At 73.0% G+C, this 13,137-nt stretch carries 9 protein-coding genes; 6 read left to right on the forward strand and 3 right to left on the reverse strand.

Going from position 1 to position 13,137, the window contains the following annotated elements:
- Positions 1–158: 158 nt before the first annotated feature.
- Both malQ and AMK22_RS08695 read right to left on the reverse strand, forming a co-directional pair.
- Positions 159–2,387, reverse strand: coding sequence for a 4-alpha-glucanotransferase (malQ, locus tag AMK22_RS08690; protein WP_073783064.1), 2,229 nt, complete (start codon positions 2,385–2,387; stop codon positions 159–161).
- Complete coding sequence (locus AMK22_RS08695; protein WP_073783065.1) at positions 2,388–2,669, reverse strand: hypothetical protein; 282 nt, start codon at positions 2,667–2,669, stop codon at positions 2,388–2,390. It abuts the gene before it with no gap.
- A 388-nt stretch (positions 2,670–3,057) separates the two neighbouring features.
- Here AMK22_RS08695 and AMK22_RS08700 point away from each other — a divergent pair, with 388 nt between their 5' ends.
- Positions 3,058–6,159 (forward strand): beta-N-acetylglucosaminidase domain-containing protein, encoded by a 3,102-nt coding sequence (locus tag AMK22_RS08700; RefSeq protein ID WP_073783066.1) that lies wholly within the window; start codon positions 3,058–3,060, stop codon positions 6,157–6,159.
- A 170-nt stretch (positions 6,160–6,329) separates the two neighbouring features.
- On the opposite strand, the gene AMK22_RS08705 is transcribed toward AMK22_RS08700, so the two are convergent.
- Positions 6,330–6,866 (reverse strand): HNH endonuclease, encoded by a 537-nt coding sequence (locus AMK22_RS08705; protein ID WP_073783067.1) that lies wholly within the window; start codon positions 6,864–6,866, stop codon positions 6,330–6,332.
- Positions 6,867–7,196: 330 nt separating this feature from the next.
- Here AMK22_RS08705 and AMK22_RS08710 point away from each other — a divergent pair, with 330 nt between their 5' ends.
- From AMK22_RS08710 to AMK22_RS08730, 5 genes are all read left to right on the forward strand, one after another.
- Positions 7,197–8,264 carry a mechanosensitive ion channel family protein gene (locus AMK22_RS08710; RefSeq protein WP_073783068.1) on the forward strand — a complete coding sequence of 356 codons (1,068 nt, stop codon included), beginning with the start codon at positions 7,197–7,199 and terminating at the stop codon, positions 8,262–8,264.
- Between the two features lie 312 nt (positions 8,265–8,576).
- Positions 8,577–9,800, forward strand: a complete 1,224-nt coding sequence (locus AMK22_RS08715) for an ROK family transcriptional regulator (RefSeq protein WP_073783069.1) — start codon at positions 8,577–8,579, stop codon at positions 9,798–9,800.
- A 98-nt stretch (positions 9,801–9,898) separates the two neighbouring features.
- Positions 9,899–11,236 carry an ABC transporter substrate-binding protein gene (locus tag AMK22_RS08720; RefSeq protein WP_073783070.1) on the forward strand — a complete coding sequence of 446 codons (1,338 nt, stop codon included), beginning with the start codon at positions 9,899–9,901 and terminating at the stop codon, positions 11,234–11,236.
- Between the two features lie 106 nt (positions 11,237–11,342).
- Complete coding sequence (locus AMK22_RS08725; protein WP_073783539.1) at positions 11,343–12,224, forward strand: carbohydrate ABC transporter permease; 882 nt, start codon at positions 11,343–11,345, stop codon at positions 12,222–12,224.
- A 1-nt stretch (position 12,225) separates the two neighbouring features.
- Complete coding sequence (locus tag AMK22_RS08730; RefSeq protein WP_073783072.1) at positions 12,226–13,137, forward strand: carbohydrate ABC transporter permease; 912 nt, start codon at positions 12,226–12,228, stop codon at positions 13,135–13,137.

Raw genomic sequence — 13,137 nt, forward strand, 5'->3', positions numbered from 1 at the left:
GCAAACGTAGCGAACGCCCCCGACGGGCGCGCGCCCGGGGGTGCCGTACAGGCGTCGCAACCGCGGGCGGGTGGCGTACGAACCGCGTACGGACCGCGTACGGACCGCGTACGAGCCGCCCGCGCGCGGGGCCGGGACGCCTCGGGATCAGGGCGGGGTCACGGCCCCGTGCGCGTCGTCGGCCACTCCGTCCCGTGTTCCTCGCGCGGACGGAAGACCTCCATCAGCCGGTGCAGCCGGGGCGCGGCGGCCAGTTCCTCCAGGGTGACCGCGTCGCCCTCCGTGTCGGCGAGGGGAAGCCGCCAGTTGGGGTACTGGTGCCAGGTGCCCGGAACGTTCTGCGGGCGGCGGTCGCCGAGGGCGTCGGGGAGCCAGACGCCGACCATGCGGGCAGGGGTGCGCAGCAGGAAGCGGTGTACGGCGCGGACGGCGCCCTCCTCGTCGCCCTCGCCCTCCGGGAGCAGCCGGAGCCGGGCGAGGTGGCCGAGCCACTCCGCGGTGTCGTGGGCCTCCGCGGCCCGCTCCTCCGCGAGGCCGCGGGTGAGCAGGCCGAGGCCGTGGCGCAGCGCCACGTGGTCGCCGGTCAGCCGGGCGGCGGTGGGCGGCAGGTCGTGCGTGGTGGCGGTGGCCAGGCAGCCCTCGCGCCACCGCTCGGGGGCGAGCGGGCGGCCGGTGCCGTCCCAGTCCCGTTCGAACCAGAGCACGGAGGTGCCGAGCACACCGCGGCGGGCCAGCGTCTCGCGCACCCACGGCTCGACCGTGCCGAGGTCCTCCCCCACGACGACGGCCCCGGCGCGGTGCGCCTCCAGCACCAGGACGGCGAGCATCGCCTCGGCGTCCTGGCCGACGTACGCGCCCTCGGCGGGCGGGCGCCCCTCGGGCACCCACCAGAGCCGGAACAGGCCCATGACGTGGTCGACGCGCAGGGCCCCCGCGTGGGCGAGGAGCCCGCGCAGCAGTGTGCGGTACGGGGCGTATCCGGACGCGGCGAGGGCGTCGGGGCGCCACGGGGGCAGTCCCCAGTCCTGGCCGCGGGCGTTGAAGGCGTCCGGGGGCGCGCCGACGGACATGCCGTGCGCGAAGGCGTCCCGCAGGGCCCAGGCGTCGGAGCCGCCGGGGTGCACGCCGACGGCGAGGTCGTGGACGATGCCGACGGCCATCCCCGCGTCCCGGGCCGCGCGCTGGGCGGCGGCGAGCTGTTCGTCGGTCAGCCAGGCGAGCCGGCAGTGGAAGTCGACCCGGTCGGCCAGTGCGCGGCGGGCCCGGGCGGTCTCCTCGGAGCGGGGGTCGCGCAGGGCGGTCGGCCAGGTGTGCCAGTCGGGGCCGTGCACCTCGGCGAGGGCGCACCACAGGGCGTGGTCCTCCAGGGCCTGCCCCTGTTCGGCCAGGAAGTCGCAGTAGGCGGCGCGGCGGCCCGGGGTGAGCGGGACGTCCCGGACGAGTTCGAGGGCCCGGCGCTTGAGCTCCCAGACGGCGTCCCGGTCGATCAGGGCGCCCTTGTCCAGGACCGTGTCGCCGAGCGCGGCGGCGCCCTGCCGCAGGTCGTCGAGGGTGGCCCGGTCGGCCACGTGGCCGTACTCGGGGATCGATTCGACGTGCAGATGGACGGGGTCGGGGAAGCGCCGGGACGAGGGGCGGTACGGGGACGGGTCGGTGGGATCGCCGGGTACGGCGGCGTGGAGCGGGTTGATCTGGATGAATCCGGCGCCGAGGGCGCGCCCCGACCAAGCGGCCAGATCGGCGAGGTCGCCGAGGTCGCCCATGCCCCAGGAGCGGGTGGAGAGCAGCGAGTAGAGCTGTACGAGGAAGCCGTGGCAGCGCTCGGGCGGGCCCGGCGCCCGGGCCGGGGCGACGACGAGCGTGGCGCCCGCGCTCCGGCCGCCCGGTGCACGCACGGACAGCCGGTGCACGCCGAGCGGCGGTTCGCTCCACCAGGCGGGGGCCGTCGGTCCGCCCGTGCCGCCGCCCGCCTCCGTGCCCGTACCGGCGGCCCTCGCGCCCGTGCTCGTGGTCCCGCCCGGACGAGCGCCCCGGCCCGGGGCCGCGCCGCCGCCCGCTCCGGCGGGCGTGATCCGCATGGAGAGCGGCGGGGGCGAGCCGGCGTCCTCAAGGGCGATGTCGAGCGTGGTGCCGGGCGGCAGGGCGGTCAGCGCCGCGGGCGGCGGCTCCCCCGACCACACCACGAGCGTCGGCGGGAGGAGCGCGGAGCGGGCGGCGGACTCGGCGGCGAGGAGCGACTCCCGTACCGAGTCGGGGGTGGCGGCGTCCACGCCGAGCGCGGCGAGCACGGCGACGAGGGTGTCGTCGGGGACGGACACCGTGACACCGGCGGACGGGGAGTAGGAGGTGGCGACGCCGTGCAGTGCGGCGAGCCGGGACAGGCCCATTCAGACTCCTGGGGACTCCATGCCCCACGTGCTGCCGGCGGTGGCCGGCTCGCTGGTCAGCGGGGCATTGACGGCGAGCGGGGGTTCGCTGGTCAACGGGGTGGCCTCGGCGAGCGGGGGCTCGCTGGTCAGAGGTATCGCGTCGGCGAGCGGGGGCTCGCTGGTCAGCGGGCCGGGTCCGGGCGCGGGGAACACGCCGGGCGACGACGGGCCGGGGAGCGGATCGGGATCGGATGCCTGTCGGGAGAGGGCGGAGAACAGAAGCTGCGCGGCAGCGGGCATGGTGGCCTCCTGGCCGTGGCGGAACAGGGCACAGCGCGCCTACCCAGCGGGGCCGGCCGCAGACGCAGGCGTTATCGCAACGAGTTCAACGTGCCCCGAGTCACATTCCGTTCCCCTGGGCCCGGTTCTCCGCAAGTCGTCCGTCGATTTCGGCCATTCGGCGTCATCCTTGGTGTCCCACGCCGATGACCGATCCTCCCTCACCACCTCCACCGCATCGGGCATTTGCGGCACAACCGCCCCGTGCATTGACACCCTCGCGCGTGGGTGGTGGGCTCGGAAGCCACCGGTGGGACCACGGAAGCACCATCGGCGAGAACGAGGCGAACGTCGGCCGGGGCGAAGAAAGCGCCGTCGGCGGGAGCCGGGGAAGCGAGGGAGACGGGCGATGCGGCTCAGGTACGGGAAGCGGGCGACGGCCGTCGCGGTCGCCGTGCTCGGCGGGCTGCTCTCCACGGGAACGCCGGCCGCGGTCGCGGCCCCCTCGGCGCCCGGCTCCCCCACCGTCACCACGCCGGACCGCACGGACGAGGGCGCGCCCCCCGCCGTGTGGCCGCGTCCCCAGTCCATCGAGAGGTCCGGCCCGTCCGTCCCGCTCACCGCGGAGGTCACGCTCGTGGCCGACGCGAACGCCGATCCGTACGCCGTGGAGGCGCTCCGGCAGATCCTGCGGGGTGCGGGCGTGCGCACCGTCCACGAGACGCTGCCGGGCCGCGGCCCCGTCGTCCGGCTCGGCGGCGACAGTGCCGGGGCCGCGCTGCGCGCGCTGCGCGTCCCGGACCGCGGCGATCTGCCCTCCGGCGGCTACCGGCTCGCGGTCGGCCGGGTCGCGGGCCGCGACACCGTCGCCGTGGACGGCGTCGGCGAGGACGGCCTGTTCCACGGGGTGCAGACGCTGCGTCAGCTGCTCCGGGACGGCGGTGTCGCCGGGGTCACGGTCCGGGACTGGCCCGGCACCGCCGTGCGCGGGATGACGGAGGGCTTCTACGGGGAGCTGTGGACCCGGGCCGAACGGCTGGCGCAGATCGGCTTCATGGGGCGTACGAAGCAGAACCGGTATCTCTACGCGGCGGGTGACGACCCCTACCGTCAGGCGCGTTGGCGCGACCCCTACCCCGCCGACCGGAGGGCCGACTTCCGGGCGCTGGCCGAACGGGCCCGTGCCGAGCACGTGACGCTGGGCTGGGCGGTCGCCCCCGGTCAGAGCATGTGCATGGCGTCGGACGACGACGTGCGGGCGCTGACGAAGAAGCTCGACGCGATGTGGGCGCTGGGCGTGCGGGCGTTCCAGCTGCAGTTCCAGGACGTCAGCTACAGCGAGTGGCACTGCGGCGACGACGCCGACACGTTCGGCAGGGGCCCCGAGGCGGCGGCCCGGGCGCAGGCGCGGGTGGCGAGCGCGGTGGCACGGCACCTCGCGGAACGCCATCCGGGCGCGGAGCCGCTGTCGGTGATGCCGACGGAGTTCTACCAGGACGGGGCGACCGCGTACCGCACGGCGCTCGCGAAGGGGCTGGACGACCGGGTGCAGGTCGCCTGGACCGGTGTCGGGGTCGTGCCCCGGACCATCACCGGCGGCGAACTGGCCGGTGCGCGGGCCGCGTTCCGGCATCCGCTGGTCACGATGGACAACTACCCGGTGAACGACTATGCGCAGGACCGCATCTTCCTGGGCCCGTACACCGGCCGGGACCCGGCGGTGGCGGCCGGTTCCGCGGCGCTGCTCGCGAACGCCATGGAGCAGCCGTCGGCGTCCCGCATCCCGCTGTTCACCACCGCGGACTTCGCGTGGAACCCGAAGGGGTACCGGCCGCAGGAGTCCTGGCGGGCGGCGATCGACGACCTCGCGGGCGGCGACGCCCGCGCCGGGGACGCGCTGCGCGCGCTGGCCGGGAACAACGCGACGTCCGTCCTGGGCGGCGACGAGTCGGCGTACCTGCGACCGCTGCTGGACGCCTTCTGGCGGTCGCGCACGGCTCAGGACGCCGCGGCGCGGGACGGCGCCGAGCGCGCGCTGCGCGCCGCCTTCACGGTGATGCGCGAGGCCCCGCAGCGGCTGAAGGGGCCGGCCGGCGGGCGGCTCGACGAGGAAGTGCGGCCGTGGACCGAGCAGTTGTCCCGGTACGGCCGGGCGGGCGAACTGGCCGTCGATCTGCTGGGGGCCCAGTCGCGCGGCGACGGCGCCGCCGCGTGGCGGGCGTCCCTGGCGCTGGAGCCGCTGCACCGGGCGACGAGGAAGAGCGGCGCGACGGTCGGTGCGGGGGTGCTGGGCCCGTTCCTGGACCGGGTGCGCCGGGAGGCGGACGCCTGGACCGGCGCGGACCGGAAGGAGGGCACGGTGACCCGGGCGCCGGGCAGTTACACGGTGCGGCTGGACCGGGCCCGTCCGGTGGAGACGGTGACGGCGATGACGGTGCCCGGGAGCGGCACGGCGGCCGGAGCGACGCTGGAGGCGCACGTGCCCGGCGAGGGCTGGCGTCGGCTGGGCCCGGTGTCGGGCACGGGCTGGACCCAGACGCCGGTCCGGGGGCTGCGCGCGGACGCGATCCGGATCGGCTGGCCCGTCGACGGTCCGGCCGCTCCCCCGGTGATCACAGGCGCGCTGCCGCCGATCGTCCCGGAGGGCACGAGCGGGAGCGACACCTCCGGGGTCTCCGGAGGCGATGCGTCCGGGAACGGACTGACCGCCGGCGGACCCTCCGCGTCCGGGAGCGGGAACGGCGCCTCCGGGGACGCGGCGGCTCCGCGCGTACGGGCGCTCGTGCCGTGGTTCGGCGACGAACCGGCCGCCCGGCTCGACCTCGCGCGCGGCGAGACGGACGCCGAGATCGGCGGCGGGCCGCAGCGGGTCCGGGCCCGGCTGGCCGCCCGGCGCCCCGCCGAGGTGCGGGGCAGGCTCACCGCGCAGGCCCCCGAGGGCATCGAGGTGAGCGTGCCGAAGCAGACGAGGGTGCCGCGCGGCTCCCGTACCGACGTCCCCGTCGAGATCACCGTCCCCGCGGGCACCCCGGCGGGCGAGTACGAGGTGCCGATCGGCTTCGGCGAGGAACGCAGCACGCTCACCGTACGGGCGTATCCCCGCACCGGGGGCCCCGACCTGCTGCGCGCCGCCACCGCGTCCTCCTCGGGAGACGAGACCCCGGACTTCCCGGCGTCGGCAGCCTCCGACGGCGATCCGGAGACCCGCTGGTCCTCGCCGGTCGAGGACGGCGCCTGGTGGCAGGCGGAACTGTCGAGTCCGGCCCGGGTCGGCCAGGTGGTGCTGCACTGGCAGGACGCCTACGCCTCCCGCTACCGCGTCCAGGTCTCCCCGGACGGGCGGACCTGGCGCACGGCAGCGACCGTGCGGGACGGTCGGGGCGGGCGCGAGTCGGTGCGGATGGACGCGAAGGACACCCGCTTCATCCGTGTCCAGGGCGATGCCCGGGGCACCGAGTTCGGCTACTCGCTCTGGTCCGTGGAGGCGTACGCGGTCGCCGGGACGGAGTAACGCGGGGACGGAGCGACGCGGAGCGCCGGTCCGCACGCGGAAACGTCATGCGCGGGCCGGGCACGGCTGCGCCGGCCCGCGGCCCCGGTCCCGGCCGCGCGGGCTTCCACCCGCGGGCGCGCCCGACCGCGTCCCCGGGCCCGGCCCCGGGGACGACGAAGGCCCGGATCCTAGGCTGATACGCCGTCGATCCGGGCCATCGCGTCGTCCGCGCCGAAGGGTTGCAAGTACGGCAACCAGCGCGGGTCACGATGGCCCGTACCGATGATGCGCCAGGCGAGGCCCGTGGGCGGGGCGGGCTGCTGGTGCAGCCGCCAGCCGAGCTCGGGCAGGTGCCGGTCGGCCTTGACGTGGTTGCAGCGGCGGCAGGCCGCGACCACGTTGTCCCAGGAGTGCTTGCCGCCGCGGCTGCGCGGGATGACGTGGTCGACGCTGGTCGCGGCGGCGCCGCAGTACATGCAGCGGCCTCCGTCGCGGGCGAACAGCGCCCGGCGGGTCAGGGGTACGGGGCCCCGGTAGGGAACCCGTACGAACCGTTTCAGCCGAACGACACTGGGCGCCGGGACGACCCGGGTGGCACTGTGCATGAAGGCGCCGGACTCCTCAAGACAGATGGCCTTGTTTTCGAGCACGAGGACGAGAGCGCGGCGGAGCGGTACGACGCCGAGCGGCTCGTACGACGCGTTGAGAACCAGGACATGCGGCACGGTGGACGCCTCCTTGTACGCCGGCGGCGCGTGGCTCGCGCCGGGACGATCCGATCCGATTTTCTCCTCACGCCCGGTCGAAGCGCCACCACGTGCGGGTAACGGGCCGGAAGGATTTTTCGTCGTCACCGGCCGCCGGGCCCCGTCGACGCCCGTCGGCACGGGCTCCCCGGGGCCCGCAGCGGCGGAGACGACCGTCCGGTGTGTAATCGGCCACATGTGCGCCCCGGCGCCCCCGTAATGCCTCCGTCCGCTCGGTCGCGACGGTGGTGCTCGTTCGCTGCCCCGTTAGTGTGGTGGGCCTGTCGCACCCCATCCGGAGGTTCCGTCGTGTCCCTGTCCGCCCTGTTGGCCGCAGCCCCGTCACCCGGGACCGGCAGCTCGCTCGACGAGGCCGCCGAGCAGGCCGGGAACGCCGCGAGCTGGGTGGAGGAGAACTGGTCCACGTGGCTGAGCATCGGTCTGCGCATCGTGCTCATCATCACGATCGCGATCGTGCTGCGGACCGCCGTCCGGCGCGCTCTCACCAAGCTCATAGAACGGATGAACCGCAGCGCCCAGGCCGTGGAGGGCACCGCCCTGGGCGGGCTGCTGGTCAACGCGGAACGCCGCCGTCAGCGCTCCGAGGCGATCGGTTCCGTGCTGCGTTCGGTGGCGTCGTTCCTGATCCTCGGCACGGCCTGCCTGATGATCCTGGGCGCGTTCCAGATCAACCTCGCCCCGCTGCTGGCCTCCGCGGGCGTGGCCGGTGTGGCGATCGGTTTCGGCGCGCGCAACCTGGTCACCGACTTCCTGTCCGGCGTCTTCATGATCCTGGAGGACCAGTACGGCGTCGGCGACACCATCGACGCGGGCGTGGCCAGCGGCGAGGTCATCGAGGTCGGCCTGCGGGTCACCAAGCTGCGCGGCGACCACGGCGAGATCTGGTACGTGCGCAACGGCGAGGTGAAGCGGATCGGCAACCTCAGCCAGGGCTGGTCGACGGCCGGTGTCGACGTGATGCTGCACCCCTCGGAGGACCTCGACCGGGTCCGCACGGTGATCGACGAGGCCACCGCCGCGATGGCCAAGGAGGACCCGTGGAACGAGCGGCTGTGGGGCCCGGTGGAGATCCTGGGCCTGAGCGACGTGCTGCTGGACTCGATGACGGTCCGGGTCGCGGCGAAGACGATGCCCGGCAAGGCGGTGGGCGTGGAACGCGAGCTGCGCTGGCGGATCAAGCGGGCCTTCGACGAGGCGGGCATCCGGATCGTCGGCGGCGTCCCGGACCAGGTGGAGGAGGAGCCCGCCCCCGACCCGTCGGCCGCCGTGGCCGCCCCCTCGGCGTTCGCGTCGGCGACCTCGCCGCAGTCCCTGGCCACGAACCCGATCAGCCCGCCGTCGAACCTGTCGAAGTAGCCGGGACTTCCCGGACACGCCCGAAGGGGCACGCGTGGATCCGTCGATCCGTGCGTGCCCCTTCGGCCGTCCCGCCGCCCGCGCTCCGGCTCTCCGGAAGACCGTCCGCCGTCCCGCTCCCCGACCTCGGCTCCACGGTCCCCAGGGGGACCGGAGGCAACCGAACGGCCGCCTCCACGTAACGCTTTGATTGCCGCAGCGATGCTGACCATTGACGACCCGGCCGCGGCGCCATACCGTCCTCTCACCGAATAGGAAAGTTTCCTAACAACTTTCCGAACAACCTTTCCGAACACAGGGCAGGTGGAGCTCATGGCCGGAACCACACCGGGTACCCCCCGCGTTCTGCGAGCCATGAACGACCGGGCCGCCCTCGATCTGCTGCTGGAGCACGGACCGCTCTCCCGCACGAGGATCGGCAAGCTGACCGGGCTCTCCAAGCCCACCGCCTCGCAGCTGCTGGCACGGCTGGAGGCGGCCGGGCTGGTCGTCGCCACCGGGACGGTGGCGGGGCGGCCCGGGCCCAACGCCCAGTTGTACGCGGTGAACGCGCGGGCCGCGCACGTCGCGGGGCTGGACGTGAACGCCCAGCGGATCCTCGCCGCGGTCGCCGACGTGACCGGCGAGACGGTCGGGGAGTTCGAGCTGCGCACCCCGGGCCGGCGCGCCGACTGCGTGGTGCGGCAGGTGGCGGACGCGCTGGACGGGGCGGTCAAGGACGCCGGGCTCGCCCGCTCCGAGATCCACCGGGTCGTCATCGGCACCCCGGGCGCCTTCGACCCCGGCACCGGACGGCTGCGGTACGCCTCGCACCTGCCGGGCTGGCACTCCCCCGCGCTGCTGGACGAGCTGGCCGCGTTCCTGCCGATGCCGGTCGAGTACGAGAACGACGTGAATCTGGTCGCGGTGGCCGAACAACGGCTCGGCGCGGCGCGGGGGCACGACGACTTCGTCCTGTTGTGGAACGAGGAGGGGCTCGGCGCCGCCCTCGTGATCAACGGACGGCTGCACCGCGGCTTCACCGGCGGCGCCGGTGAGGTCGGCTTCCTGCCGGTGCCGGGCGCACCGCTGGTCCGGCAGGTCACCAAGGCGAACTCGGGCGGGTTCCAGGAGCTGGCGGGCGCCCAGGTCCTGGCCCGGCTGGCCCGGGAGCTCGGCATCGACGACGACACCGTCCGCGCCCCCGGCACCCATCACGAGGTGGCGTCCCGGCTGATCGCCAGGGCCGCCGAGGTCGCGGAGGCGGGCGAGGAAGGCCCGTACACGCGGCTCCTCGACCGGTTCGCCACCGCGCTCGCGACCGGGCTGGCATCCATGGTCGCCGTGCTGGACCCGGAACTCGTCGTGCTGTCCGGCGACGTGATCGCGGCCGGCGGGGAACCCCTGCGCGGCCGGGTGGAGTCCGAACTCGCCGAACTGTCCGCCTCCCGGCCCCGGTTGATCGCCGGTGCCGTGACGCATCGCCCCGTCCTGCGCGGCGCACTGGAGAGCGCCCTCGTCACCACCCGCGACGAGGTCTTCGACACCTCGCGCTGACCGCGCACCCCGCTCCGGCGTCCGCCCGTCCCTCCGAATCCGCTCCTCACCCACTCCGTACGTCACCCCTCCGCACCTCGTACTCGGGAGTCACCGTCATGTCCGCAGTCCGCCGGAAGCCGGCCGCCGCGCTCGCCGCGGCCGCCGCGCTCACGCTGTTCGCCTCCGCCTGTACCGGCCAGAGCAACTCCGGTGCCACGGACGACGCGTCCAAGGAAACCACCATCACCTTCTGGCACGGCTGGAGCGCCCCGGGCGAGGTCAAGGCGATCCAGGAGACGGTCGACGCCTTCCGCGAGAAGCACCCCAACATCAAGGTGAACGTCGTCGGCAACATGACCGACGACAAGATCAACCAGGCGCTGCGGGCGGGCGGTTCGAAGGCTCCGGACGTCGTCTCGTCGTTCACCACGAACAACGTCGGGAAGTTCTGCTCCTCGAAGGCGTTCGTCGATCTGAACCCGTTCCTGAAGCGGGACGGCATCGACCCGGACAAGACGTTCCCGAAGGCGATGAACGAGTACACGCAGTTCGACGGCGTGCGCTGCACGGTTCCGCTGCTCGGAGACGCGTACGGCCTCTACTACAACAAGGACGCGTTCAAGGCCGCCGGAATCGCCGGACCGCCGAAGACCTGGTCCGAACTGGCCGCGACCGCCAAGAAGTTGACCAAGACCAAGGGCGACTCGTACGAGCGGCTCGGCTTCATGCCGAACTACCACGGCTACGAGTCGACGACCGAGCACTACCTCGGCGGCTGGGACCCGAAGTACTTCGACGCGGACGGCAGGTCGAACATCGCCGAGGACCCGGCGTTCGCCGCGATGCTCACCACCCAGAAGAAGCTGGTCGACGGCCTCGGCGGGTTCGAGAAACTGGAGAAGTACCGCACGTCGTTCGGTGACGAGTGGGGAGCCAAGCACCCGTTCCACACCGGCCAGGTGGCCATGCAGCTGGACGGCCCGTGGCGGCTCGGGATGGCCGAGGAGAGCAAGCCCGGGTTCGAGATCGGCGTGGCCCCGATGCCCGTCGCCGACGACCAGGCCGACACCTACGGCAAGGGCTACCTCACCGGCACCATCGCGGGGATCGCCGCCACCTCGAAGAAGCAGAACGCGGCCTGGGAACTGGTCAAGTTCATGACGACCGACACGGACGCGGTCGTGAACTTCGCCAACGCCATCCACAACGTGCCGTCCACACTGGCCGCGCTGAAGTCGCCGAAGCTGAAGTACGATCCGCGCTTCAAGACGTTCCTGGACATCGCCGCCGACCCGAACAGCACCACCACCCCGCCCTCGGTGAACGGCGGCGCGTACCTGGTGTCCCTGCAGAACCTCGGATTCGACATCGAGAAGGGCGTGCAGAAGGACATCGGGGCGGGATTGAAGAAGACCGCCGCCGAGATCGACGCGGCGATCGCGCAGGCGAAGTAGCGCCGCGATGAGCAAACGTACGGACACACTCGCACCCCCGGTGAAGCGCCGGGGACCGACCCTCGGCGCGAGGCGCGGAAGAGCGGCACTGTGGGCCGCGGCCTTCATGTCGCCGTGGCTGATCGGGTTCTGCTTCTTCTTCGCCTATCCGCTGATCTCCACGCTCTACTTCTCCTTCACCTCCTACGACGGTTTCACCGCCCCCGAGTTCAGCGGGCTGAAGAACTGGCAGTTCGTCTTCGGCGACTACCCGCTGTTCTGGCCGGCACTGCGCAACACGCTCTGGCTGGTCGTGGTGATGGTGGCCTGCAGGGTGGCGTTCGGCCTCGGCGTCGGACTGCTGATCACCAAGATCAAGACGGGGGCCGGGGTCTTCCGCACCCTGTTCTACCTGCCGTACCTGGCGCCGCCGGTCGCGGCGACACTCGCCTTCGTCTTCCTGCTCAACCCCGGTACGGGGCCGGCCAATTCGATCCTCGGGGCGCTGGGACTGCCCACGCCCGGCTGGTTCACCGACGCCACCTGGTCCAAGCCCGCGCTGACCGCGCTCGCGGTGTGGGGGGTGGGCGACCTGATGGTGATCTTCATGGCCGCGCTGCTCGACGTGCCGAAGGAGCAGTACGAGGCGGCGGAGCTGGACGGGGCGGGTCCGTTCCAGCGGTTCCGCTTCATCACCCTGCCGAACATCGCGCCGATCGTGATGTTCGCCGTGGTCACCGGGATCATCCAGGCGATGCAGTACTACACCCAGCCACTCGTGGCCGGGAAGGTCGCCTCGGGTGTGATGGGCGGCTCCGGGCAGCAGTTCGAACCCGGCTATCCCGACAAGTCGACACTGACGCTTCCGCAGCTCGTCTACAACCTCGGCTTCCAGCGCTTCGACTACGGCTCCGCCTGTGTGACCGCGCTCGTTCTGTTCGTCCTCGCCATGGCGTTCACCGCACTGCTGATGCGGCGCCGCGGCGGGCTGATCCAGGCAGGTGAGTGACGTGGCCCAGGCACTCGACACCCGAGCGACGGCGTCCGACGCGGCACCGGCGCCCGCCCCGGTCACCCCGGCCGGTCGCGCGGCGCGCCGCAAGGCGCTGCTGAACTGGATCGCCGTGCACGCGCTCGGCGTCGCGGCGGCGCTGTTCTTCGTGCTGCCATTCGTCTTCCTGGTGCTCACCTCGCTGATGAGCGACCAGCAGGCGCTGACCCGCGATCTGTGGCCGCACCCCTTCGAATGGGGCAACTACAAGAAGGTGTTCGACACCCCGGGCTTCCTGACCTGGTGGAAGAACACCCTGCTGTACGCGGGGCTGGGCACGGTCCTGACGGTCGTCTCGTCGGTGCCCGTGGCGTACGCGCTCGCCAAGTTCCGCTTCCGCGGCCGGCATCTGTCGCTGATGCTCGTCATCTCGATGATGATGCTGCCGCCGCAGGTCGTCGTCATCCCGATGTACCTGTTCTGGGCGAAGCAGTTGGACCTCTCCGGCACGCTCTGGCCGCTGATCGTCCCGATGGCGTTCGGCGACGCGTTCTCCATCTTCCTGCTGCGGCAGTTCCTGCTGACCATCCCGGACGAGTACCTGGACGCGGCGAAGGTCGACGGCTGCGGCGAACTGCGCACTCTGCTGCGGGTGGTGCTGCCGATGGCCAAGCCGGGCATCGCGGCCGTCGCGCTCTTCCAGTTCTTCTACGCCTGGAACGACTACTTCGGCCCACAGATCTACGCCTCCGAGAACCCGGCCGCCTGGACGCTCAGTTACGGACTGGAGTCCTTCAAGGGGGCGCACCACACCGACTGGAACCTGACCATGGCCGCGACCGTACTGGTCATGGCCCCCGTGATCCTCGTCTTCTTCTTCGCCCAGAAGGCGTTTGTCGAGGGCGTCACACTGACCGGAGTAAAGGGCTGA

Origin of the sequence: Streptomyces sp. CB01580 (genome assembly GCF_001905795.1) — a bacterium.
Classification (GTDB): domain Bacteria; phylum Actinomycetota; class Actinomycetes; order Streptomycetales; family Streptomycetaceae; genus Streptomyces.

Bases quoted from the DNA above. Each gene is read 5' to 3' on its own strand.
- AMK22_RS08715 (WP_073783069.1), top strand. From the start codon at position 8,577: ATGGCCGGAACCACACCGGGTACCCCCCGCGTTCTGCGAGCCATGAAC.
- AMK22_RS08720 (WP_073783070.1), top strand. From the start codon at position 9,899: ATGTCCGCAGTCCGCCGGAAGCCGGCCGCCGCGCTCGCCGCGGCCGCC.
- AMK22_RS08725 (WP_073783539.1), top strand. From the start codon at position 11,343: ATGTCGCCGTGGCTGATCGGGTTCTGCTTCTTCTTCGCCTATCCGCTG.
- AMK22_RS08700 (WP_073783066.1), top strand. From the start codon at position 3,058: ATGCGGCTCAGGTACGGGAAGCGGGCGACGGCCGTCGCGGTCGCCGTG.
- AMK22_RS08695 (WP_073783065.1), bottom strand. From the start codon at position 2,669: ATGCCCGCTGCCGCGCAGCTTCTGTTCTCCGCCCTCTCCCGACAGGCA.
- malQ (WP_073783064.1), bottom strand. From the start codon at position 2,387: ATGGGCCTGTCCCGGCTCGCCGCACTGCACGGCGTCGCCACCTCCTAC.